This window comes from Winogradskyella sp. (assembly GCF_003712105.1).
In the GTDB taxonomy this organism is placed as follows: Bacteria; Bacteroidota; Bacteroidia; order Flavobacteriales; family Flavobacteriaceae; genus Winogradskyella.
This window is the reverse complement of sequence record NZ_RHLG01000001.1, coordinates 870,251-894,867: the sequence shown is the minus strand read 5'-3', so window position 1 is coordinate 894,867 and position 24,617 is coordinate 870,251. Positions and strand designations below refer to the sequence as shown.

The 24,617-nt window shown below is 34.7% G+C and carries 18 protein-coding genes and 1 pseudogene; 14 read left to right on the top strand and 5 right to left on the bottom strand.

Annotated features, from left to right (window positions below):
- Nucleotides 1-74: 74 nt before the first annotated feature.
- The 3 genes from dnaE to ED556_RS04135 are packed head-to-tail and all read left to right on the top strand — an operon-like array spanning nucleotide 75 to nucleotide 5,057.
- The gene (dnaE, locus tag ED556_RS04145; RefSeq protein WP_296319629.1) at nucleotides 75-3,098 is read left to right on the top strand and encodes a DNA polymerase III subunit alpha; all 3,024 of its coding nucleotides are present in this window, start codon (nucleotides 75-77) and stop codon (nucleotides 3,096-3,098) included.
- Nucleotides 3,088-4,305, top strand: coding sequence for a DNA polymerase IV (gene dinB, locus ED556_RS04140; protein WP_296319627.1), 1,218 nt, complete (start codon nucleotides 3,088-3,090; stop codon nucleotides 4,303-4,305). The genes dnaE and dinB overlap by 11 nt, the downstream gene beginning before the upstream one ends.
- A 20-nt stretch (nucleotides 4,306-4,325) precedes the next feature.
- Nucleotides 4,326-5,057 carry an SOS response-associated peptidase gene (locus ED556_RS04135; RefSeq protein ID WP_296319625.1) on the top strand — a complete coding sequence of 244 codons (732 nt, stop codon included), beginning with the start codon at nucleotides 4,326-4,328 and terminating at the stop codon, nucleotides 5,055-5,057.
- A gap of 11 nt (nucleotides 5,058-5,068) precedes the next feature.
- Here ED556_RS04135 and ED556_RS04130 read toward each other — a convergent pair whose 3' ends face one another.
- From ED556_RS04130 to ED556_RS04120, 3 genes and pseudogenes are all read right to left on the bottom strand, one after another.
- Nucleotides 5,069-7,672 carry a T9SS type B sorting domain-containing protein gene (locus tag ED556_RS04130; RefSeq protein ID WP_296319623.1) on the bottom strand — a complete coding sequence of 868 codons (2,604 nt, stop codon included), beginning with the start codon at nucleotides 7,670-7,672 and terminating at the stop codon, nucleotides 5,069-5,071.
- A 157-nt stretch (nucleotides 7,673-7,829) separates the two neighbouring features.
- Nucleotides 7,830-7,907: pseudogene (locus tag ED556_RS04125) on the bottom strand (helix-turn-helix domain-containing protein); the annotation flags it as partial.
- A gap of 38 nt (nucleotides 7,908-7,945) precedes the next feature.
- A complete protein-coding gene (locus ED556_RS04120) occupies nucleotides 7,946-10,879 on the bottom strand; it encodes a BspA family leucine-rich repeat surface protein (protein ID WP_296319621.1) in 2,934 nt (977 codons plus the stop codon).
- 178 nt (nucleotides 10,880-11,057) lie between these two features.
- Here ED556_RS04120 and ED556_RS04115 point away from each other — a divergent pair, with 178 nt between their 5' ends.
- From ED556_RS04115 to bioA, 4 genes are read left to right on the top strand one after another with little or no spacing between them, the layout of a single operon-like run.
- On the top strand, nucleotides 11,058-12,197 hold the full coding sequence (locus ED556_RS04115; protein ID WP_296319620.1) for a pyridoxal phosphate-dependent aminotransferase family protein: 1,140 nt from the start codon (nucleotides 11,058-11,060) through the stop codon (nucleotides 12,195-12,197).
- Nucleotides 12,194-12,640 (top strand): DUF2007 domain-containing protein, encoded by a 447-nt coding sequence (locus ED556_RS04110; RefSeq protein ID WP_296319618.1) that lies wholly within the window; start codon nucleotides 12,194-12,196, stop codon nucleotides 12,638-12,640. The genes ED556_RS04115 and ED556_RS04110 overlap by 4 nt, the downstream gene beginning before the upstream one ends.
- Nucleotides 12,637-13,245: a dethiobiotin synthase gene (gene bioD / locus ED556_RS04105; protein WP_296319616.1), complete on the top strand. Its 609-nt coding sequence runs from the start codon at nucleotides 12,637-12,639 to the stop codon at nucleotides 13,243-13,245. Before ED556_RS04110 ends, bioD begins: the two co-directional genes overlap by 4 nt.
- Nucleotides 13,242-14,507: an adenosylmethionine--8-amino-7-oxononanoate transaminase gene (gene bioA / locus ED556_RS04100; protein ID WP_296319614.1), complete on the top strand. Its 1,266-nt coding sequence runs from the start codon at nucleotides 13,242-13,244 to the stop codon at nucleotides 14,505-14,507. Before bioD ends, bioA begins: the two co-directional genes overlap by 4 nt.
- On the opposite strand, the gene ED556_RS04095 is transcribed toward bioA, so the two are convergent.
- Nucleotides 14,493-14,930 (bottom strand): cytochrome c oxidase assembly factor Coa1 family protein, encoded by a 438-nt coding sequence (locus tag ED556_RS04095; protein ID WP_296319612.1) that lies wholly within the window; start codon nucleotides 14,928-14,930, stop codon nucleotides 14,493-14,495. The genes bioA and ED556_RS04095 overlap by 15 nt on opposite strands.
- Nucleotides 14,931-15,056: 126 nt before the next feature.
- Between ED556_RS04095 and ED556_RS04090 the strand changes: the two genes are divergently transcribed.
- The 6 genes from ED556_RS04090 (at nucleotide 15,057) to ED556_RS04065 (ending at nucleotide 20,939) form a co-directional block, all read left to right on the top strand.
- Nucleotides 15,057-16,196: a beta-ketoacyl synthase N-terminal-like domain-containing protein gene (locus ED556_RS04090; RefSeq protein WP_296319610.1), complete on the top strand. Its 1,140-nt coding sequence runs from the start codon at nucleotides 15,057-15,059 to the stop codon at nucleotides 16,194-16,196.
- Nucleotides 16,197-16,241: 45 nt separating this feature from the next.
- Nucleotides 16,242-16,883, top strand: coding sequence for a hypothetical protein (locus ED556_RS04085; RefSeq protein ID WP_296319608.1), 642 nt, complete (start codon nucleotides 16,242-16,244; stop codon nucleotides 16,881-16,883).
- Nucleotides 16,884-16,929: 46 nt separating this feature from the next.
- The gene (locus tag ED556_RS04080) at nucleotides 16,930-18,357 is read left to right on the top strand and encodes a flotillin family protein (protein ID WP_296319606.1); all 1,428 of its coding nucleotides are present in this window, start codon (nucleotides 16,930-16,932) and stop codon (nucleotides 18,355-18,357) included.
- A 54-nt stretch (nucleotides 18,358-18,411) separates the two neighbouring features.
- Nucleotides 18,412-18,879: a hypothetical protein gene (locus ED556_RS04075; RefSeq protein ID WP_296319605.1), complete on the top strand. Its 468-nt coding sequence runs from the start codon at nucleotides 18,412-18,414 to the stop codon at nucleotides 18,877-18,879.
- Between the two features lie 30 nt (nucleotides 18,880-18,909).
- Nucleotides 18,910-20,004: a biotin synthase BioB gene (gene bioB, locus ED556_RS04070; protein WP_296319604.1), complete on the top strand. Its 1,095-nt coding sequence runs from the start codon at nucleotides 18,910-18,912 to the stop codon at nucleotides 20,002-20,004.
- A gap of 65 nt (nucleotides 20,005-20,069) precedes the next feature.
- Nucleotides 20,070-20,939 carry a cupin-like domain-containing protein gene (locus tag ED556_RS04065; protein WP_296319602.1) on the top strand — a complete coding sequence of 290 codons (870 nt, stop codon included), beginning with the start codon at nucleotides 20,070-20,072 and terminating at the stop codon, nucleotides 20,937-20,939.
- On the opposite strand, the gene ED556_RS04060 is transcribed toward ED556_RS04065, so the two are convergent.
- Entirely contained in the window at nucleotides 20,932-21,405 is a 474-nt protein-coding gene (locus ED556_RS04060; protein ID WP_296319600.1) for a regulatory protein RecX, read from the bottom strand. The genes ED556_RS04065 and ED556_RS04060 overlap by 8 nt on opposite strands.
- A gap of 63 nt (nucleotides 21,406-21,468) precedes the next feature.
- Between ED556_RS04060 and ED556_RS04055 the strand changes: the two genes are divergently transcribed.
- Nucleotides 21,469-24,579 (top strand): lamin tail domain-containing protein, encoded by a 3,111-nt coding sequence (locus ED556_RS04055; RefSeq protein ID WP_296319599.1) that lies wholly within the window; start codon nucleotides 21,469-21,471, stop codon nucleotides 24,577-24,579.
- The last annotated feature ends 38 nt before the right edge of the window (nucleotides 24,580-24,617 follow it).

The following is a 24,617-nucleotide window of genomic DNA, read 5'->3' as shown; positions in this document are numbered from 1 at the left end:
AAATTCAATTTTAACAATTATTACTACAAATATAAGCAACAATTACTACATATAGTAGCTAATTTTGTAATCTTATGTATTTAAACTGTCACACATATTACAGCCTGCGTTATGGTACTATAAAGCCTGAACAATTATTAGCTATTGCTTCAGAAAATGATGTACAAACTCTAGCACTAACAGATATTAATACGACATCAGCATGTATGGATATTGTAAGATTGTCTAAAAAGTATAAAATAAAACCAATCCTTGGTGTTGACTTTAGGAATAAAGCAGAACAACAATTCATTTTAATTGCTAAAAACAACCTTGGGTTTCAAAACATAAATTCATATCTATCAAAGTTTCTTCACAATAAAGACTTAAAAATCCCTGAACGCCCTAGTGAAATTTTAAATTGTTGCTTTATTATTTACCCTTATCAAAAAGGGAAAGACTTTGATCTAAACACCAATGAGTTTCTCGGTATCACGCCTAGAGATCTTAACCAATTAAAGTTTTCAAAATGGAATAAATATCGCGAAAAACTAGTGGTTCTAAAAACCGTCTCATTTCAAAATAAAAAAGGGTTTAATACTCATCGCTTACTACGCGCCATAGATAACAATACACTATTAAGCAAGTTGCCAAAATCTGAAGAAGGCAGTGAGTACGATACGATGCTTCCCTATAATGATCTATGCGAAGTGTATTCTGAATTCCCAAAAATTATTGATAACACTCAGCAGCTTTTAAATAATTGCATAATCCATTTCGATTTTGAAAACACCAACCCTAAAAATCAAAAATCCTTTACTGAAAATGAAGCTTCTGATTATAAGTTATTAGAACAACTTACCTACAAGGGCATACCCTATCGCTATGGAAACAATATTGACTCGAAAATATATAAGCGCATTAATAAAGAGCTTAATATCATAAAACAGAAAGGTTTTGTGTCTTATTTTTTGATTAACTGGAAGATTTTAGAATATGCACGTAGCAAAGGCTACTTCTATGTTGGGCGTGGCAGTGGCGCCAATAGTATCATTGCCTATTTATTAAGAATTACAGATGTAGATCCTATTGAACTCGATTTATATTTTGAGCGGTTTATTAATTTGTTTCGTAAAAATCCACCAGATTTTGATATTGATTTTTCATGGAAAGACCGTGATGATATCATAAGCTTTATCTTCAAAAATTTTAAGCATACTGCGCTTTTAACTGTTTACAACACCTTTAAATTTAGAGCCTCTATTAGAGAATTAGGAAAAGTTTTTGGGCTACCAAAATCTGAGATGGATATGCTAACCCAGGGTAAGTTTAATATTAATAAGCTCGATAGACTATCAGTTTTAGTTTTAAAATACAGTCAATATATTGAAGGGTTTCCCAACTATCTCGGCATACATGCTGGTGGTATTTTAATTTCCGAAAAACCAATACATTATTATGGTGCAACATTTATACCACCCAAAGGCTTTGCAACTACACAATTTGACATGGTTGTGGCTGAGGATATTGGGCTTTATAAGTTCGATATTTTAAGCCAACGTGGATTAGGAAAAATTAAAGATGCTGTAACTATTATCGCTTCCAATCATCCCAATCAATCTGTACTTGATATTCATGACATTAAACGTTTTAAACAAGATAAACGCATAAAACACCTTTTAAAGAATGCCAAAGCCATTGGCTGTTTTTATGTAGAATCACCTGCCATGCGTATGCTTTTAAAGAAATTACAGGTTGATAATTATTTGGGCCTGGTAGCTGCAAGTTCGGTCATTCGTCCTGGCGTAGCCAAAAGTGGTATGATGCGGCAGTACATTTTACGCTATCGTTATCCTGAAAAACGACAAGAAGCGCATCCTGTGCTTGCCAAACTGATGCCAGATACTTATGGCGTGATGGTTTATCAAGAAGATGTTATTAAAGTAGCACACTATTTTGGCGGCCTCACTCTTGGCGAAGCTGATATGCTACGTCGAGGTATGTCAGGCAAATTTCGCTCTCGAGAAGAGTTTTTAAAAGTAAAACAACAATTTTTTGATAACTGTAAAAACGATGGAAAACCTTATGAGTTTGTTGCTGACGTATGGCGTCAAATCGAAAGCTTTGCTGGCTATGCTTTTGCTAAAGGTCATTCTGCTTCTTATGCCGTAGAAAGTTATCAAAGTCTATTCTTGAAAGCTTATTATCCTCTTGAATATATGACAGCCACCATTAATAACTTCGGTGGGTTTTACCGAACAGAACTCTACGTACACGAAGCCAGAATGCACGGTGGCAGTATTGAAACACCGTGTATTAATACATCGTATAAGCATGCTATAATTAAAGGTAAAACTATTGTTTTAGGTTTTATGTTTTTGCATGGTTTAGAATCCAAAACAATAAAACGTATTATACGTGAGCGAGATTTACACGGAGTGTTTAATTCTCTTGATGATTTTATAGAACGTGTGCCAATTTCTGTAGAGCAAATCACTATTTTAATAAAAATAAATGCCTTTAGATTTACAAATATTAATAAGCGTGAATTACTCTGGGAGGCGCATTTAAAAATCAGTAAAACGGTAGTGCAAGAACACATCATGACCTTATTTAAAACTGAAAAAATAAATTACAAAACACCCAAACTATCAAATACAGATTTAGAAAATGCTTTTGACGAAATGGAGTTGTTGGGCTTTCCATTATGCAACCCATTCTACCTTCTAGAACATTCTTTTCCTGGCAGACTAAGGGCCAAGGATTTACCAAAATTCAAAGAAAAACTTGTAACAATTAAAGGGTATTTGATAACAACTAAAAATACAAGTACATCCAACGGAAAGCGAATGCATTTTGGAACATTTCTAGATTATGATGGCGATTTTATAGACACCGTTCATTTTCCTCCTATTGCAGCAAAATACCCCTTTAGAGGAAAAGGCGTTTATGAGATTATTGGTAAAGTAATGGTAGAGTTTGATTGTGTTTCTATTGAAGTTTCAAAATTTAAACGCCTTGCTGTAATTGAAGACCCACGCTATTCGATAAATTCAAAGAATCAAACATTTCAAAAAAAGAAAAGTTTCAAAGACCTTAAGGCACAATATGATAAATAGTCGCTCTATAGTACATATGGATTTAGACACTTTTTTTGTGTCTTGTGAACGCCTTTTAGACAGTCGTCTTAATGGGAAACCTATCTTGATTGGTGGAACAGGAGACAGAGGCGTTGTCGCTTCTTGTAGTTATGAAGCCAGAACCTATGGCGTACATTCTGCTATGCCCATGCGTATGGCAAAACAGCTATGTCCAGAAGCTATTGTGCTTAGAGGTAATACAGGAGTTTATACTAAATTTTCTGAAAATGTCACAAACGTTATAAAAGAAAGTGTCCCTCTTTACGAAAAAACATCTATTGATGAGTTTTATATAGATCTTACAGGTATGGATAAATTTTTTGGATGTCAGAAGCTAGCTTCAGAGCTACGGCAACGGATTATTAAAGAAACAGGATTGCCTATTTCCTTTGGCTTATCTTTAAATAAAACCGTTTCAAAAATTGCTACGGGCGAGGCAAAACCAAATAACCAAATACATATTATTAAAGGAAATGAGAAACCTTTTTTAGCGCCACTTTCAGTAAAAAAAATACCAATGGTTGGTAATGTAACTTACAAGGCTTTGTGCGATTTAGGTGTAAAGCGTATTAAAACTGTGCAAGATATGCCTATGGAACTCATGCATAAGGTTCTTGGGAAAAATGGTTTATCAATATGGAAAAAAGCCAATGGTATAGACAATAGCCCTGTAGTACAATATCACGAACGTAAATCTATTTCAACCGAACGTACTTTTGGGCAAGACACCACAAACGTAATTAAACTTAAAGGCTTGGTTATTGCCATGGCAGAGAATTTAGCCTTTCAGTTACGCCGTGGAAACAAACTTACAGCTTGTGTTACTTTTAAAATTCGATATTCAGATTTTCAAACCTATACACAGCAACAACGTATTCCTTATAGTGCTATGGATCACAATATAATTCCTATTGTATTAGGGCTATTTAAGAAACTATATAATCGTAGATTGCTAGTACGCCTTATTGGTGTAAAGTTTAGTCACCTCGTAGAAGGTGGCCACCAAGTTAATTTATTCGAAGATAACGAGATGCATCTTAATTTGGCTCAAGCTATGGATGAAATGCGTGAACGATATGGTGATAGAATTGTAATGAGTGCTGCAGGAATAGAAGCCAAAACCATAAGTCGCTGGAATCCATTTAATGGCGAACCTCCACCTTTATTAGCAAATAGACATCAATAAAAAAATGATTACATTTAATCATGTGTTATTCCACTGCATTAAGAAAACAGCGCGAAAAAATTGAAAAAAAATTAAGAGATAGTATTGCTGCTAAATTTCACCCATCAGTAGAGTATACACCATATTACCATCTCAACGGTTTTACCCATGGCAACTTACAAATTATAAAAATGAACGAACCAAATGTTATTTATAATGCAAGTTGGGGATTAGTACCAGATTGGGCAATTCATAATCCTGAAGGTTTTCGAAAAAAAAGCAATACACTAAATGCTCGTGGTGAAAGTATTTATGAAAAACCCTCATTCCGTGAGAGTGCTGAAGAAAAAAGATGTCTCATCTTAGCAGATGGTTTTTTTGAACCACATCATGAAAACGGTAAAGCAATTCCATATTTCTGCTACCAACCAACTCATGAAGATAAAACAGGACAGTTATTTTTATTTGCAGGCCTATATAACGAAATAGATGAAACCAATTTTACTGCAACTATACTCACTACAAATGCGAATGAGTTTTTTGCAGAAGTACACAACAAGCGCAAAAGGATGCCTTTAGTCCTAGACGAGCATTATTATGAAGATTGGCTTGACAATGGGCTTAGCGAACCAGAAATAAATGAAATAATAGCAACTGGTATGAGCTCAAAACCATTCAAAGCACATGCTGTTAGTAGAGACTTTTATAAAAAAGGTATTGACACAAACAAGCCTTATATCATTGAGGAAGTACAGAAAGACACACTATTTTAAAACGTTATCACTTATCTTTTTAATGAAAAATGTGAGGAAAAAACTCTTGGTAACCCATCATTATCTATGTAGTTTACTTGAAACCAATAGTCATTACTTGGCATTAAATTACCATTATAGGTGCCATCCCAACCTGAACTAGCAGGACTAATCTGTTTTAAGAGCTTTCCATATCTATCAAAAATACTGATTATAGAACTTGGTTGGTTTGCCAAACAGGAAATATTCCAAAAGTTGTTATAAACATCTCCATTAGGAGTAAAAAATTTGGGATAATCTAGAACTTGAAATGTCTCACTAACAATATTGCTACAACCAGAAGCTTCACTTGCTCTGATAGTATGAATGTCGCAACCAGAAATATTACTAAAAGAATTAGTGCTTACCCATGGACCATTATCAAGCTGATATATATAATCTCCTGTGCCGCCAATCACATTAGCAATAACAGTCTGACTCCCTGAAAAAGGCTGAGAAACTAAATCAACAGCAATAGATAATTCTGATATTTCGAGTACCGTAATCGTTTCTGTAATGGGTGCAGAACACTGTCCTGGATCTGGTGTAAATGTGTAATTTGTAGTTTGCGTATTGTCTATTGCTGGTGACCAATTACCTGTTATGCCTTCATTAGAAATAGTGGGTAATGGCTCTAATACATCTCCTGAACAAATAGGACCAAAAGAGTTAAATGTTGGCAGCATAGGCGTAATTACAACTATTTCTAGTGTTTGATTTATAACACATCCCTGCCCAATATCTGGTGTAAAAGTATAGGTAGTAGTCTGCGTATTATCTAATGCTGGTGACCAGACACCAGTAATACCGTTGTTTGATGTGGTTGGTAATGGAGCTAATGCTTCTCCAAAACAAATGGGTGTCACAGCATCAAATGTTGGTATGATATTAGGAATCACTATTATGGTTAGTGTCTCTGTAAACGCACATTCATCTGGACCGGGTGTAAATGTATAGGTTGTTGTTTGCGTATTGTCTAATGCTGGTGTCCAAGTCCCCGTAATACCGTTATTGGATGTGGTTGGTAATGGTGCTAATGCTTCTCCTGAACAAATTGGTGACACCGAATCAAATGTAGGAGCGATGTTAGGATTCACTGTTATAGTTAGCGTCTCTGTAAACGCACATTCTCCAGGGTTTGGTGTAAACGTATAGGTTGTGGTTTGTGTATTATCTAAGGCTGGTGTCCATGTACCTGTAATACCATTATTGGATGTGGTTGGTAATGGTGCTAAGGCTTCTCCTGAACAAATAGGCGATACCGCATCAAATGTTGGAGCTATAATAGGATTTACAATAATCTCCAGTGTTTGATTTATTACACAACCTTGCCCTGCATCTGGTGTAAATGTATAGGTTGTGGTCTGCGTATTATCTAATGCTGGTGACCAAGTACCTGTAAAACCATCATTTGATGTGGTCGGCAATGGCGCTAATGCATCACCTGAACAAATTGGAAATACCGCATCAAATGTGGGTATAATATTGGGATTCACTGTTACAGTTAAAGTCTCCGTAAACGCACATTCTCCAGGGTTTGGTGTAAATGTATAAGTCGTGGTCTGCGTATTGTCTATGGCTGGTGCCCATGTCCCTGTAATACCATTATTGGATGTGGTTGGTAAAGGTGCTAATGCTTCTCCTGAACAGATTGGTGATACTGCATCAAATGTGGGCGTAATATTTGGAGTAACATTTACGGTGACATCTTCAAAAGATGTTTCTCCACATATATCACGTATTTCAACAGTATATGTTGTAGTCACGGAAGGCATTAATACTGGGTTAGGAATATTAGGATTACTAACACCATCAGTTGGTGCCCACATATAGTTCACACCACTTGGAATAGATGCATCGATACTAACAAACTCATTTTCGCATATCGTAGCATCTTGTAAATTTAGGTTATCTACAAATGTGATACTATTAAAACAAACTTGGTGTAAATTATTTAAGCCTCCTGTAGAACCTACAAACCCAAAAAAGACAGAGTCGTCTCCAGAAAATATTACATTTTTAATATCAAAATTATCTAAGCTTAATCTAAAATCGCAATCAAAAAAAACATTAAGCATATTTAACGAAGCTATCCATTGTATTTTGACTTCATGTGTATCACCATCTTCTATATCTACACTGGTAGAACTTGCTTGTATAGGTCCAGCTAAATTGGCAACTGCATTATTATGAAAAGGATCACCGTTTCTTTGTATTGCAATATGATCATAAAACGGATCAGCTAGCAGACCTTCAGAGGGACTATTATTTCGATAGGTGTCAAATTCGATGATTAATGATGCATTTGATATGGGATCTAAGGGTGCGCCTATGCCTTGATAACCCATTCCACCTCCCGTATTACCGATTTGCGCATTAGGATTATCTTTAAAAACAAGCGCCATACCATCCGCACCATTAGCATCTTGATCTCCAAAATTTGCTTGAAAATAGATTGTAAAATCATTATCAAAATCGATTGCATTATCGTACCAAACGCCGCCAGCTTGGTTGTTTAATGCTGGTGTAATTATAAAGCAATTATTGCCTATATCAGATGCACTTCCAACTGTAGTGCTATTTAACTGAGCAAACATATTTGTAACAATAAAGCATGTGAACAATATTGTAAGGCATCTATTTTTATATTTGGCTTTAACCATGATTTCGGATCGAAATCTAAAAATAGAAAAAAACTAAATACAGAAATGCTAATAAAACCCAAGTAATAGTTAAAATATAGAGCTTATAACCTTATTCTGTGTACTCCAAAATATCACTTGGTTGGCAATCTAATGCTTTACAAATCGCTTCGAGTGTTGAAAATCTAACTCAGGTAACAATACTTAAAATGTACAAAGAATTTATTATCATTTTTTAATGACTTGTTTTATAATGGTTTCTCCTAAATCTGTAGTTACTTTAATAAAATAGATTCCTGTTTTTAATTTACTAAGGTCAATGTATTTTTTATTATTAGATACAATAATAGTGACACCATAAATATTTTTCACTTCAGTATAAAAATTAAAACTATTTTGAGATGTAAAGTCTAAATTTATAATATTCCTAGTCGGATTTGGAAATATGTTTAAATCTATATCATGTCTAGCAGAAATTTTACAACTAGGAGCAATACCACCGTCGTCAATAGTCCAACCAAAATCATCGATGAGGTTCTGTCTAGCTGATGCTCCTGAGCAATAGGTTACACCGAGTGCTCCAAAATTAACGCTTGTTTGCAAACTATTTAACTCACTCCAACCTATTAAGGTTTGATCGTAATTAAATGTTGATAAATTTGTATAAGCTAGTATACTATTCATATCTGTAACACTGCTCACATCCCAATCATTTAAGGGTTGATTGAAAACATCTGCAAAATAAAACATATAACTCATGTCAGTGGTATTAATCACATCCCAATTATTCAAGGGTTGATTAAAAGATTCTGAATTAGAAAACATCCAAGACATATCTGTAACATTACTTACATCCCAATCATTTAAGGGTTGGTTGAAAACATCTGCAAAATAAAACATAGCATTCATATCCGTAACATTACTTACATCCCAATCATTCAAGGGCTGATTGAAAACAGATGAACTAGAAAACATCCAAGACATATCCGTAACATTACTTACATCCCAATTATTCAAAGGCTGATTAAAAGCATCTGATTCTATAAACATATAACCCATATCAGTAACATTACTCACATCCCAATCATTTAAGGATTGATTGAAAGCAAATGCGTTAGAAAACATACCTCTCATATTATTAACATTGCTTACATCCCAATTATTCAATGGTTGAGTAAAAACATCTGAGTGAAAAAACATATAACCCATATCAGTAACATTGCTTACATCCCAATTATTTAATGATCGGTTGAAAACATATGCATAAGAAAACATGCCGTTCATATTAGTAACATTACTTACATCCCAATTATTTAAGGGTTGATTGAAAGTATCTGCATGAGAAAACATACTTCTCATATTAGTAACATTACTTACTTCCCAATTATTCAACGGTTGATTGAAAGTATCTGCATGAGAAAACATACTTCTCATATTAGTAACATTACTTACATCCCAATTATTCAACGGTTGATTGAAAGCATATGCATGAGAAAACATCCAAGACATATTAGTAACATTACTCACATCCCAATTATTTAGGGATTGATTCAAAATATGGCAATTGTAAAACATCCAAGACATATCAGTAACTATGGATAAATCAGGTGTGTCATTTGCAGAAACCTCTAAAAAGCCACAGCCGCTAAAGGCCCAGACCATAGATGTCCATACTTGAGAACCCCATTGATTAACTGCGATTATTTTATCATGGTTAGCAGATGTATTATTAGATAAACCACTATTAAAAAAAATCCTTGGGAAATCTCCTCTGATATGTACTTCATAAGTTCCAGATGTTCCATAATCATGGGTTATATCTCCAATAACTCCAAAATCATCAAATACGCCATCACCTTCCCAATCTACATCATAGTTATAGGTTTCGCCCGGAAAGGTAGGTATCGTTATTGTTGGGTCTGTGTTGTCTACTTGCCAGGTAGTTATAAAGTTAGATACATCGCAGCTATTATTAACATTTGGTACATTGACCCAAAGTGGTAATGAGAAATTTGCCATAGTTCCGTTAGGTAGTGCAACACCATTTTGTTGATAACCTGCTCCAAGCCCAAAAACATCAGGATTGTTAATAACTCCCAAAATATTACCCGAACCAGCAAGGTATATTTTACCATTTCTTCCTAATTGTAATAATCCATTATCATTTAAGTTTCCAATAATAACAGGGTTAACAGCTAATCTTCTATTATTATTTAGGCCAACTTGATACAGCTTTGATTCTTTATTAATTCTAGGCACATCGTCTTGAAATAAAGAGTTTAATGTTGAGTAGTATATATAATTTGAATTAGGAGAGAATTCTAACCCTAATGGTAGAAAAAAAGAAGAACTATTGGGTAAAACATTTAAATTACTTATTAAGCCTGTTGTTGCATCAAAGTCATATACATGTACACCTCCATTACCTGTAATAGAACTATAGCATGCTCCAAGTCTCCTTCCATTAGGAGAAATTTTAAATCCTCCATATCCTGACCACTCATCATTTATTGTTAACCCGTTAACATCAATACCAGAAATAACTGGTATTTGTACACCAGAATTAGTAACTAAGTAAGAGTAAAATTTATCTCTGATTTGTACTACTACCCATACTTTATCTCTTTCAGTATGTAAAGTAGAAGTTATTTTATTTGAGTATATGCTACCAGCTATATCGTTTGAAGATATTAATACTATATTTTTATCAATCACTTCGCCAAGACCATTATTTAAACTCATATCTATAACATTATAAGTTAAGCCCCTATCAATAATATTTGGTGAAGTTCCATTAAGATTAAACAAAAAATATTTTTGGCACCCTTCTGGAGCAGGTACAATCAGTGCCCCTTGAATATTTTCTTTACTACCACTTAAATTATTACCGTTTACCATAACTTGGTGGTTACTACTGTAAACTGTGTTACCGTCAGAGTAGAACAATAAATTTCCGTTTTCATCTGCAACAGAAGCAGCATTCCGCCTAGTAGACATAGAGTTTGGACCTATTATGGGCTCTGGGTTATTAGAAGGCGTGTCAAAATTTAATGCTGCATTTATTCCAAAATACCATTTAGAGTTTTCTAAATTTTGAGAATAAGAGCTAATACTTGTAAATACAATTAGTGATGAGACTAAGAAAGCTAATTTTAATTTCATGATATTGAATGGTTTAAAATCATGAAATTAAGAAAAAACCTACAATTTATATCACTAACCGTGATTTTTAATAATCGATATAACAAAATATATTAGGTTTAGAATAATATTTTTTGATAATGCATAAAATTTAACTTGTTAAAGTTTAAAACTTTATAGGTCTTTGTATTTTTGACCAATGCTACCAAAAAAGCTTCATAAAAAACTAGAAGACCGTAAAGCTAATAATGCCTACAGACAACTCAGTAGTGCAAACTTTCCAGTAGATTTTTCTTCAAATGATTATTTAGGCTTTTCAAAGTCTGATAAGATTTTCAAAACAGCGCATCAGCATTTAATTGACAATGGTATTCTTCAAAATGGTGCATCAGGCTCTCGTTTACTTTCGGGTAATCATGAGCTATACAGAGAAATTGAAGCTCAAATTTCAGAATTTCATAATTGTGAAGCAGCGCTGATTTTCAACTCTGGCTATAATGCTAACATTGGTATATTGACTTGTATTGCTCAACGAGGCGATATAATTCTCTATGATGAATTGGCACATGCATCTATTAGAGATGGTATTACAATGAGTAATGCTAAATCATATAAATTCAAGCATAATGACTTACAGGATTTGGAAAATATTCTTAAGCGTCGGTCACTGAGCGGAGCCGAAGTGAGTCGAAATCCAATAGAAACAGAAATTTACATTGTCACAGAATCTGTCTTTTCCATGGATGGTGATTCTCCAGATATCTCTGCGCTTATTCAACTTTGTAAAACCTACGATGCACACCTTATTATTGATGAAGCACATGCAATTGGTGTTTTCAATCAGGGCTTAGTTGATGAGCCTGTTTTTGCCAAAATTGTCACCTACGGCAAAGCATTAGGTTGCCATGGCGCAGCCATATTAGGTTCAAAAGCGTTAAAAGAATACCTCATCAATTTCTCTAGACCTTTTATTTATACGACTGCTTTAACACCTCATACACTGGCTTCAATAAAATGTGCTTATACCGAATTATATGAAACTTCTGAAATTGAAAAGCTAGAAGATAATATCAGGTTTTTTAATTCTGAAATTAAACGACTAAACTTTCAGAACACATTTATTGAAAGTGAATCTGCAATTCACTGTTGTATTATTTCAGGAAATGATACTGTGAAGCATATATCAAAACAACTTCAAAATAACGGCTTCGACGTTAAACCCATATTGTCACCTACAGTCCCAAAAGGAAGTGAGCGATTACGTTTTTGTTTACACAGTTATAATTCTAAAGAAGATATGACTAAAGTCTTAGAGTTACTTGCTACCTTTGTTTTATGACAAAGAAAATATTTGTTACAGTAGCAAAATATCAATATTCTTCGGAAGCACAGATCGCTAAAGGAAGATTAGAAGCCGATGGTATCAAAGTGTTTTTGTCAGATAATTTAACCATTGACACAGATCCATTAGTGAGTAATGCCATTGGTGGTGTAAAGCTTAAGGTGTATTCTGAAAATGAGCAAGACGCTAGAGACATCCTTAAATCTATTAAAGCATACTCAGTCGATGATAATGGGCAACCTATAGCTTGTCCTAATTGTGGTAATCATCATGTAGAACTATTCTCTTCTATAGATAGTTTTAAATCTTTAATGGCGTTTTTGTTTGGTATAATAACATTTACATTGCCATTTCATACACGATACAAATATGTCTGCGATGATTGTAAAACCGAATTTCCTGTAAAACAAGATAAATATTTCAAAGGCAAACGTATATGACGACTTACTTCGTAACTGGTATATCTACTGAGGTAGGAAAAACAATTGCATCAGCAATTTTAGTTGAAGCCTTAGAGGCAGATTATTATAAACCGGTTCAAGCTGGTGATATAGACAATAGCGATACTCATAAAGTCAAGCGTTTAGTATCGAATTCAAAATCTGTTTTTCATCCAAATAGTTATGCGCTCAATACTCCTATGAGTCCTCATGCGGCTGCAGAAATAGACAATGTTTCAATTGCATTAAAACTTATAAACGTACCAAAAACCAAAAATGATTTAGTTATCGAAGGTGCTGGCGGATTACTGGTACCGCTAAATGATACGGATACAATTTTAGATCTAATTAAACCAGACTATAAAGTTATTGTAGTTTCTCGTCATTATTTAGGAAGTATTAATCATACCTTGTTAACCGTAAACCTATTGAAAGATAAGGGCTTTGACGTATCGATTATTTATAGTGGTAACGAGCATGAAACTACTGAGTCAATTATTGAAAAAATGACTGGCGCAACTGTAATTGGACGCATAGAAGACGAACCTTACTTTGACCAAAATGTGATTAAGGAATATGCGGAAAAGTTTAAACCTAATTTATGAGTCTCAAAGAACGCGATAAAAAACACCTTTGGCATCCGCTAAAACAGCACCATACGCATCCTGATAGCTTAGCAATCGTAAAAGCACATGGTTGCACTTTGGTTGATGAAGACGGTAACGCGTATATCGATGCTATAGCGTCTTGGTATACGAGTATGTTTGGGCATTGTAACGATTATATTACCAGTCGCGTTTCTTATCAAATGCAACAGCTAGACCAAATAATGTTTAGCGATTTTACACATGAACCCGCGGTAAAATTATCTGAAGAGCTAATAAAAATCCTTCCTCAGGGTCAAAACCGAATTTTCTTTAACGACAATGGTTCTACTGCTGTTGAAGGTGCCATAAAAATGGCGCTTCAATATTACTTTAATAAAAGTGAAAAACGCTCAACCTTTATAGCTTTTGAAGATGGATTTCACGGTGATACATTTGGTGCTATGTCAGTTTCAGGTCTTTCTATTTACAATGGTCCATTTGAAGATTTTTTAATGGACATTAAAAGGATTCCTGTTCCTGACGGGACTAATACTGAAGAGATTTTAACAACACTTAAAACAATTATTTCTTCTGAAGCTATCGCTGGTTTTGTTTACGAACCCTTAGTACAAGGAGCAGCTGGTATGAAAACTCATGACGCAGTTGGGTTAAATGCGCTTTTAAAGTTTTTCAAAAGCAATGACATCTTGACTATTGCCGATGAAGTTATGACGGGTTTTGGAAAAACAGGTAAATCTTTCGCTTCAGATTATATCGAAACCAAACCAGATATTATTTGTTTGAGTAAAGCCCTAACTGCCGGACTTGTACCGATGGCAATTACCTCATGTACTGAGGATATTTATAAAGCCTTTTTAGGCAATACTATTGCTAAAGGTTTTATGCATTGCCATACCTATTCTGCTAATCCTATAGCATGCACGGCGTCTTTAGCAAGTATTGAGTTGTTACAAACTGAAGATATTCAGAACAGTATTAAACGAATTTCGGCTTCACATAAAGCATTTGAAAAGAAAATTGAAAACCATCCAAGTGTGAAAACTACGAGAAGTATTGGTGTCATTTTAGCAATCGATTTAAATACTACAGCCAATCGTTACGGTGATTTACGAGATAAGTTATTATCACATTTTATGAAAAATGGTGTGTTTTTACGTCCACTTGGCAATACTATTTATATACAACCACCGTATGTAATTACTGAAGAAGAATTGCAAAAAGTATATAGTACAATAAAAAGTTCTTTAGAAATCGTCTGAAGAGTCTTCAATAGTATCCAGTAAATTAATGACTTCTGTTTCACCATCTATTTTTACATAAAGTGACTTATAGTCCCATTCTCCATTAGTCTTTTCGGCACTGATAAATATATCCCCTTCATCTTTTGGTCCTTTTATCGGAATCGTTAAATCCACAGATGTCTTCCCATTTATATAATTATAACTAGTATTTCCAATCCCATCAGTTTCAATCGGTTCTCCTAAAAACCCGATTACTTCCTTATTTTTAGAAGCTTCACCAACGGCATAGTTGTAAGTTTCAGATTCCTTTACTGTATCAACCACTTTAAAAATAGCTCCTCCTATAATTAACCCAACAATAACAATTAAGGTTAAGCAGCCGCCACCAAGAACCCAACCCCAGTTTCTACTAAACCAACTTTTACCTTCGCGTTCTTCCATAATATTGATACATTTTAATATGTGAGTAATCTAAAATAAGTTTATGTTACAATTTAATTATAAATAGCTAAAGTTGGTTTTTAAAATTGTGTAGATACACTACTTTTGCTTCAAACAAAAAATGTATTGAATCAACCAATCTCTATAACTGCAATATCCTCTATTTCCCCTTTAGGTTATGAGCCAGATATTATCTGGAAAAATTACAATGCCAAAACCCACTGCTTTTCAAGATTAGATGGAAACTTAGTTGCTGAATTACCTCTTAATGCAAAACAAGAGATCGAAAAACTAAGACATTCCAATTCAAAATATAAGCAGCTTGATAAGTCTGTTTTGTTTGCGATTTTTGCTGCGAGACATGCAGTAAAGCAAGCAGGTTGGGCGTCTCAAGATGATTTTGGGGTTAACATTGGGTCGTCTCGTGGTGCAACAGGTTTATTCGAAAAATATTTTGAAAGTTTTTTAACTGAACATAGAGCAGAAACATTAAGTTCTCCCACAACTACGCTTGGTAATATTTCGTCTTGGGTAGCTCACGATTTGCAAACAAAAGGTCCTGAAATTTCACATTCAATTACCTGCTCTACAGCATTACATGCAATGCTTAATGGCATTGCTTGGATAAATGCCAATATGTGTAATAAGTTTTTAGTTGGTGGTAGCGAAGCACCGTTAACATCATTTACTATTGCACAAATGCAAGCTTTAAAAATCTATGCCAGAACTAATGACGAGTTACCATGCAAAGCTTTGGATTTTAATAAATCTGAAAACACAATGATTCTCAGTGAAGCTGCTTCTATTGCATGCTTAGAGCTAGGAAAAAAAGATAATGCCTTAGCTTATATTGATGGTTTTGGATACGGTACAGAACTATTAGAACACAATGCATCGCTATCGGCTGACGCTGAATGTTTTCAACGCTCTATGACCATGGCATTGGGTGATTCAAACCCCGAAGACATCGACATAATTGTAACTCACACACCTGGTACTATAAAGGGTGATTTAGCGGAATACACTGCTATAAAACAAATTTTTTGTAACAAAATTCCCACTTTGACTACTAATAAAGCACAAGTAGGTCATAGCCTTGGAGCATCAGGAATGCTCAGTATAGAAATGGCCATACTTATGCTTAACCATCAAAAATTTATTGACATTCCATACTTGGAGCAATCGCGTCCAAAAAAAATATCAAAAATTATGATTAATGCCGTTGGCTTTGGTGGTAATGCAGTATCTATAATACTTTCAAAATAGCTTATTGCTGATAGTATTTTTGTTTAACTGTTAATTCATTCATTTATGTTAGAGTGGTTTTCAAATTTAGAATTTCTACCTAAAGTCTATTGGTCTATAGCTGTAGTTGGTTCATTAATTTTTATTGGTGTAATGGCAATGGCTTTTGCTGGTGGAGATGCTGATGATATTGGAGATGCAGATGCTGAAATTGACTCAGATGCTGGAGCAGGATTTCAGTTTATAACATTCAAAAATTTAGTTGGGTTTTTTACCATATTTGGATGGAGCGGCATTGCATGTCTAGACGCCGGACTTTCAACACCAATTACGATAATTGTATCGCTTCTTTCAGGATTGCTTATGATGGTTATTATGGCTTCGCTATTCTATTTTATTAGCAAATTGAGTGATAGTGGTACACTAAATTATAATAATGCTTTAGATGCAGTTGGAGAAGTCTATTTAACTATTGGTGCTGATCGCTCAAGCATGGGTAAAGTTAGTGTTAATGTACAAGGTACAGTTAGAGAATTAGATGCACTTACTGATGCGCTAATCGATTTAAAATCTGGTACAATTATAAAAGTTGTTGATGTCACATCTAACGGAATTCTTATCGTCGACAAAACCAGAAAACCTATCGAAGCTTCAATATCAGAGATAGAAGAACTTCCAAATAACGAAGGTCATTTACTGAGTAATTAACCTTCACACAAATTATTAAATATTAATCTTTAAAATCTTAAATCTTATGACATTACTCATTCAAGACAGTTTTAGCATGGATGGTTTTGGCGGACCAATGCTACTCATCTTTGTCGCCCTTTTTATTGTACTCACTTTGATTATTCTGATTAAGCGTTACAAACGCTGCCCATCAGATAGAATTCTTGTAGTCTATGGTAAAGTAGGTGGTGGAAAATCAGCAAAGTGTATTCATGGTGGTGCCGCCTTTATTATGCCAGTCATTCAAGATTACGAGTATCTAGATTTAACTCCTATATCAATAGAGGTAAATCTAGTTAATGCCTTATCTAAACAGAACATCCGTGTTAATGTGCCTTCGCGTTTTACTATTGGTGTATCAACAGAGCCTGGCGTAATGCAAAATGCTGCTGAGCGTTTATTAGGTTTAGGGTTACAAGACATTCAAGAATTAGCTAAAGAAATCATTTTTGGTCAGTTACGTTTGGTTGTAGCTTCAATGGATATTGAAGAAATAAATTCTGATAGAGATAAATTTTTAACTAATATTTCTCAATCTGTAGAATCGGAATTAAAGAAAGTTGGTTTAAAACTAATCAACGTAAACATTACTGATATCGTTGATGAGTCTGGATATATTGAAGCATTAGGTAAGGAAGCTGCTGCACATGCTATTAACGCTGCTCGTAAATCGGTAGCAGAAAAAAATAGAGATGGTGCTATTGGTGAAGCTAATGCAGTGCAAGATGAAAAAACCCAAGTAGCCGCAGCTAATGCCAAAGCCGTAGAAGGTGAGAACACTGCAAAAATTTCTGTTGCTAACTCCGACTCTTTACGTCGTCAGCGTGAAGCTGAAGCTGAGCGCGTAGCTATAGCTTCAGAAAAAGTACAATCTGCAAAAGCATTGGAAGAGTCATATGCTGCTGAGCAACAAGCCGAAGCAGCAAGAGCAGAACGTGAGCGTTCATCTCAAATGGCTGATGTTATTGTACCTACCGAAATTGCAAAACGTAAAGCTGAAATAGACGCTGAGGCAGAGGCTGAGCGTATTAGAAGACGTGCAAAAGGTGAGGCTGATGCCATATTATTTAAAGCTCAAGCTGAGGCAAAAGGTCTTTACGAAGTATTAACCAAGCAAGCTGCTGGTTTAGACGAAATCGTAAAAGCTGCAGGTAATAATTCTAAAGACGCTGTACTATTATTAATTGCAGATAAGTTGCCTGAGTTAGTTAAAACACAAGCTGAAGCTATTAAAAATATCAAAATTGATAAGGTTACCGTTTGGGAAAATGGTGGTAGTAAAGATGGGAAATCTTCTACTTCAAATTTTATCTCTGGTATGTACAAAGCTGTGCCACCTTTACAAGAAATGTTTAACATGGCTGGTATGGATTTACCTGAGTATTTAAAAGGTAAAGACAGAAAAGAAATCGAAGCTGAAGATGCTGAAATCGAAAATTCTGATAATGCATAGATTCTCATAAGCTGCCTAAAATTAGGCAGCTTATTTTATTAAACAATTTGACTTATGTTTACTTTTAAAAGAAAACTTCCGATATGGAAAACTATCCTAGGAACCATTTCATTAGCCCTTGGTATCTATACATTATTTTCTAGTTATAGTGCCTTCATTCTTATAGGCTTTGGTATTTATTTACTTTTAGTTGAAGGTTCAGAATTTGATTTTAAAAACAGAAAATATCGAAAAATAAGGTCAATCTTAGGTATAGATATTGGGAAATGGGAAGCCTTACCTGATATCGAATATATTTCCGTTTTTAAAACAAATGAAGTTACAACATTACGCGCACGATCTGCCGAAGCTAAAGTTAAAAATGAAATCTTTAAATTAAATTTATTTTATAACCGCAATAAAAGAATTGAGGCCTATAGAACTTATAACATTGATGATGCCTTTAAAAAGGCAAAAGAAATAGCTTCTTTATTAAATGTTGATATTTTAGATGCTACCGAGCGAGAATCTAAATGGATATAACTATTTTTGTTCTATTAAGACCCTAATTTTATGAGTAAAGTAAGACACAACTGGACAAAAGAAGAAATTCTTGATATATACAACAAACCATTAATGGAACTGCTTTATGAGGCAGCTACTGTTCATCGTATACATCATGACCCTAATACAGTACAAGTGTCTACTTTATTATCTATTAAAACTGGTGGTTGTCCTGAAGATTGCGGGTATTGCCCTCAAGCTGCTAGATATCATACAGACATTGAAGGTAACAACTTAATGAGTGTTCAACAGGTAAAGGCCCAAGCACTTAGAGCTAAATCTTCCGGAAGCTCAAGGGTTTGTATGGGTGCCGCATGGCGTAATGTAAAAGACGGCCCTGAATTTGATCAAGTCTTAGAAATGGTGCGCACCATAAATAAGCTTGATATGGAAGTGTGTTGTACACTTGGAATGGTAACCGAAAATCAAGCTAAGCGATTAGCAGAAGCAGGCTTATATGCCTATAATCATAACTTAGATTCTTCAGAAGAATATTATAAAGAAGTGATTTCTACTAGAGGTTTTGAAGATCGATTAGAAACTATTGATAATGTTCGTAAAACCAATGTTACAGTATGTTCTGGAGGTATTATCGGTATGGGTGAAAAAGAAGAAGATAGAGCTGGTATGTTAGTAGCTTTAGCTACATTAAACCCTCAACCTGAGTCAGTGCCAATTAATGCATTGGTAGCAGTTGAAGGTACACCTTTAGAAGATCAAGAACCCGTTTCAATATGGGACATGGTTCGTATGGTAGCTACCACGCGAATTGTTATGCCCGAAACACAAGTAAGACTATCAGCTGGACGAACTCAAATGACTCGTGAGGGTCAAGCCATGTGTTTCTTCGCTGGAGCAAATTCTATATTTGCTGGCGACAAATTACTAACTACACCTAATCCTGACGTTAATGAAGACATGGAGATGTTTAAGCTTTTAGGTTTAAACCCTCAGAAACCTTTCATTAAAAAAATGCAACCAAAAACCGTTGAAGCTGAAGATTCTAAGTATCAATCTTTAGGTGAAAAACCAAAATGGTCAAGACCTGAACATAAGATTGAACGTAATGAAGAAGCAAAGGAAAAAGCTAAAGCTTTAAAGTAACATCATTTACAATAACCAAATTTTGGTAGCGTTTTATTAACTTTGGCGAACTAAAGTTAAAACTCTTGCAATTAAACCTACAAGACATACCTCGAGTAAAAACAATTACGAAAGAGGATTTCATCAAGAACTATTTTAAACCACAAAAACCTGTGGTCATCGAAAATTTTGTTGAGCATTGGCCTGCATACTCTAAATGGAGTCTGGACTACATGAAAGAAGTTGCCGGTGATAAAACCGTTCCGCTATATGATGATAGACCTGTAGATTATAAAGATGGTTTTAATGAAGCTCATGCCACAATGAAAATGAGCGACTATGTCGACTTATTAAAGCGCGAACCAACCAGATACCGCATTTTTCTTTGGAACATCCTAAAAGAAGTACCTCAACTTCAAAATGACTTTTCGTACCCAAATTTTGGATTACGCTTAATGAAAGGATTGCCAATGTTATTCTTTGGAGGTGAGGATTCTTACACCTTTATGCATTATGATATTGATTTAGCGAATATTTTTCACTTTCATTTTGAAGGGAAAAAGCAATGTATCCTCTTTGACCAAAAACAAAATAAACATTTGTATAAAATCCCTCATTCGTTAATTACACGCGAAGACATAGATTTTGCAAATCCTGATTTTGATAAGTGGCCAGCTTTAAAAAATGCTGAAGGTTGGGTGTGTAATCTTAATCATGGTGAAGTGCTATATATGCCAGAAGGCTATTGGCATTATATGCGTTACATAACCCCAGGGTTTTCGATGAGTTTACGGGCAATTGCTAGAAATCCAAAAAACCTAAGCAAGGCAATTTATAATGTATTTGTTATGCGAACCTTTGATAATATTATGCGTCGTATAAAAGGACAAAAGTGGATAGATTGGAAAAATGAGCAGGCTGTTATACGCACAAACAAAGTGTTAAAAGCTAATTAACTAGCTCATTTATTTTTTCATAAACCAAATTCGATTCCCAACCTCGATATAGAAGATAATCGGCAAGTTTTTTCTTCTTCTTATAACTATTCTTCTCTTTTATTTGATGCAATCGCTTAATAGCTAAATCATGTAAAGTTTCAAAATAATCTTTATCTGTTATCTCATTAAGGGCATTATCAATATTATATCTAGAGATTTGTCTAAATTTTAATTCTCTAACTATTCTAGTCTTACCCCATTTTTTAATTCTAAATTTTCCTCTTGCAAAGGCTTTTGCATAGCGCTCTTCATTAAGATAATTATTTGTAAGTAAGTGTACTATAATTGCGTCTATTACCTCTGGTATCATACGCATACTTTTCAATTTATCAATAACTTCCTTGTGGCAACGCTCTTGATAAACACAGTAATTTTCTAAGTGTTTTTGCGCTTCATCGAAGGAATAGGTTTTTTGAGGGTGCATGTAACAAAAATAGCACCTATTTCCCTTACTTTGTGTGTAATATGATTTTAAATATAAATCGTTATGTTAAAAAAATTACCCCATGTACTACTTATACTACTTTCCCTTTCCTACGCTGGGTTTGGTCAAACTACTATATATTCTGAAGACTTTTCGGGACAAAATGGAAAAGGTTCAATAGGTCCTGGACCAATCACAGATGTATCTGGTGTGTCATGGACTGTAGATATTAGTAATGCTACTCTCGCAGATGCAAATGATTACTTTCAAGTTAGAAGTGAAATGCTTGAAGCTAGGGATCTTGATACTGATGCTACATGGTTTTCCCCTGTTATTGATATTACAAATTTCACTAATGTTCAATTTTCTTTAGAAGCCTCAGAAAATGATGGCACGGATACTCTTGAGGATGCAGACACTTTTGTTACAGAATATAGAATCGACGGCGGTGCTTGGACACTAGCAGCAAATAACGGCACTATAATTAATGACTTTCCATTGACTGTAGTATCTGACACAGGCTTATCTGGTTCTACATTAGAGCTTAGAGTTACCATGACTAACAATGGAAATAACGAAAGACCACTTTTGGACAATATTCTTGTAGAAGGTACCGCACCTTTGACACCTACAGTGAATGTGAGTCCACCAACTATATCTGGATTGGGTTATGTAGAAGGTGATGCTTCTTTAACTGAACAAAGTTTTGGTGTTGTTGGTTCTGCATTAACAACTGATATAGTTATTACTGCACCTACTAATTTCGAGATATCTTTAACTTCTGGAGCAGGTTTTGGGGGTTCAATAAATTTAACGCCAGCTTCTGGTGATGTTGCACTTACAACCATATATGTTAGGCTTATATCTGGCTTAACTGTAAACACTTATAGCGATAATATTACTGTTGCTACTACGGGTATTACTACTATTAATATTACTGTTGATGGAGAAGTAACTGCAACAATCCCAAATTGTTCTGAATTAATTATTAGTGAATATCATGAACCACAAGGTGGCGGAACAGGAGATAATAAATATATAGAGTTATATAATCCTACAAACAGTACTATTGACTTAAGTGGTTACAGAATTGCAAGGTTTAATAATGGAGAAACTTTACCAAATACTACTGATTTAATTGGTACTGTAGGCCCATATGCAACCTTCTTATTATCGAGATCTGGTGCTGCAATTACTGGAGATCAAGTTATAGCAGGTAATACTTTAAATTTTACTGGTAATGATGCTATGGCTTTACAAACCATCAATGGCGAAAATATTGATGTGATGGGCTTTATTGGAGATAATTCAAACTTTGCACAAAATACGGTATTAAGAAGAAATCAAGATGTAACTATACCAACAGTTGCTTATGATGCTTCTCAATGGACTGTAGCTACGGTAAATGATAGTAGTGATTTAGGGGCGCATTTAAATGACTGCGCCTGTCTTGTATCCACCACATGGGATGGTACGTCGTGGAGCGCTGGTGCTCCTGATGAATTTACAGCTGCAATCATAGATGGTGATTATGTTGTAAATGCTACTAATCCTAGTTTTACCGCATGTAGTTTAGTAATTAACTCTGGAGACCTTACAATTAGCAACGGCTACTTTGTTGAAGTAATGAATGACTTTACTGTAAATTCAGGTTCAGAAATCACTACTGAAACTCAAGGTAGTTTTGTACAACGCGGTGATGGATCACTTGCTGGTACATTTACGGTCAATACAGGCGCAGATTCGTTTGTAAACAAAGAAACTTCTCCTCTTACTAATTGGTACGACTTAACTTATTGGAGTTCGCCGGTTGCAGGTACCACTACAGATGTTGCATTGTCCACTAGTAATCGTATATTTTGGTTTAATGCGGCCAATTATTTAGATGCTGATGGCGATAGCCTAGATGACGATGCAAATGCGTGGACAAGAGAATTTGGCAGCTATCCCATGACACCTGGACAAGGGTTTGCAGCAAGTCATACCGAGATAGGTTTCATGAGTGGTTTATCGTACGGCTATATTTTTAATGGTGCCTATAACACAGGAGATATTTCATATGGTGTAGTAAATGACCCAACTAATGGATTACATTGGAATCTTATTGGTAATCCTTACCCTTCGGCAATTAATGTAGATGCATTCTTTGACCATAACGGAACAGTTTCTCCAGGAAATAATACAGTTTATGAGGTATTGTATATGTGGTCTCAGGTAAGTCCAGTAGATGCTGCGAATGTCGGAAACGAGGTACTTAACTATAATCAAAACGATTATATTACAATAAATGCTATTGGAGAAGCTGGTAATGGTACTACTGCGGCACCAGACAGGCAAATACCGTCTGGTCAAGCCTTTTTTATACCGTCTGCATCAACAGGAAATGTTGAATTTACCAACAGCATGCGTGTAAGCGGTAACAATGTGAACGATGCTTTTTACCGAACAGCTGTTGTGCAAGCATCAACTCATAGAGAAAAGCTAAATATTAATTTGAGTTCTGATATTGGGATTTATAGCCAAATTTGTGTGGCCTATGTCGATGGTGCCACAAACGATTACGATGGTAATGCCATTGATACCTATAGAAACTATGCTGGTAATGCTGGTGTATTATACTCACTGGATAATGACGGCAACGGTTTCTATGTTATTCAAGGTAAAGATCCTAATAGCTTAAATGAAGATGAAGTGATTAAATTAGGATTTGGAGCTTATATTTCAACAAATGAAACGTATACATTAGAGATTGTGAAGAGGGAAGGTAACTTCTTAAGTAATAACCCTATTTATATTAAGGATAACTTACTTAATACCATTCATGATTTAAGTAACTCTAGCTATACATTTACTTCTGATGGTGGTACATTTGATGAGCGATTTGAGATTGTATTTAAAGTAAACGCTTTAAGTACTGATGACCCAATATTTTCTGATAATGATTTATCGATAATAGAATTAACTGATGGAGATGTTGAATTTAAACTGAATAACAATTCCAACTCAATTGAAACCATATCAATATATGACTTGCAAGGCCGTCTAGTTTATAATTTTGAAGGTAATTCTTCTACGGAAGTATTTAATCTTTCAAACTTAAAAGCGCAAATATTCATTGCGAAAGTAGCCTTGACAGATGGTACACTAATCTCTAAAAAGTCTATTAAAAAGTAACATTGATTTTACAACATATACAAAGCCTCCATTATTTG

Bases quoted from the DNA above. Each gene is read 5' to 3' on its own strand.
- ED556_RS04060 (WP_296319600.1), bottom strand. From the start codon at position 21,405: ATGCACCCTCAAAAAACCTATTCCTTCGATGAAGCGCAAAAACACTTA.
- ED556_RS04095 (WP_296319612.1), bottom strand. From the start codon at position 14,930: ATGGAAGAACGCGAAGGTAAAAGTTGGTTTAGTAGAAACTGGGGTTGG.
- bioA (WP_296319614.1), top strand. From the start codon at position 13,242: ATGAGTCTCAAAGAACGCGATAAAAAACACCTTTGGCATCCGCTAAAA.
- ED556_RS04075 (WP_296319605.1), top strand. From the start codon at position 18,412: ATGTTTACTTTTAAAAGAAAACTTCCGATATGGAAAACTATCCTAGGA.
- dnaE (WP_296319629.1), top strand. From the start codon at position 75: ATGTATTTAAACTGTCACACATATTACAGCCTGCGTTATGGTACTATA.
- ED556_RS04120 (WP_296319621.1), bottom strand. From the start codon at position 10,879: ATGAAATTAAAATTAGCTTTCTTAGTCTCATCACTAATTGTATTTACA.
- ED556_RS04130 (WP_296319623.1), bottom strand. From the start codon at position 7,672: ATGTTTGCTCAGTTAAATAGCACTACAGTTGGAAGTGCATCTGATATA.
- dinB (WP_296319627.1), top strand. From the start codon at position 3,088: ATGATAAATAGTCGCTCTATAGTACATATGGATTTAGACACTTTTTTT.
- bioD (WP_296319616.1), top strand. From the start codon at position 12,637: ATGACGACTTACTTCGTAACTGGTATATCTACTGAGGTAGGAAAAACA.
- ED556_RS04115 (WP_296319620.1), top strand. From the start codon at position 11,058: ATGCTACCAAAAAAGCTTCATAAAAAACTAGAAGACCGTAAAGCTAAT.
- bioB (WP_296319604.1), top strand. From the start codon at position 18,910: ATGAGTAAAGTAAGACACAACTGGACAAAAGAAGAAATTCTTGATATA.
- ED556_RS04085 (WP_296319608.1), top strand. From the start codon at position 16,242: ATGTTAGAGTGGTTTTCAAATTTAGAATTTCTACCTAAAGTCTATTGG.
- ED556_RS04110 (WP_296319618.1), top strand. From the start codon at position 12,194: ATGACAAAGAAAATATTTGTTACAGTAGCAAAATATCAATATTCTTCG.
- ED556_RS04055 (WP_296319599.1), top strand. From the start codon at position 21,469: ATGTTAAAAAAATTACCCCATGTACTACTTATACTACTTTCCCTTTCC.
- ED556_RS04135 (WP_296319625.1), top strand. From the start codon at position 4,326: ATGTGTTATTCCACTGCATTAAGAAAACAGCGCGAAAAAATTGAAAAA.
- ED556_RS04080 (WP_296319606.1), top strand. From the start codon at position 16,930: ATGACATTACTCATTCAAGACAGTTTTAGCATGGATGGTTTTGGCGGA.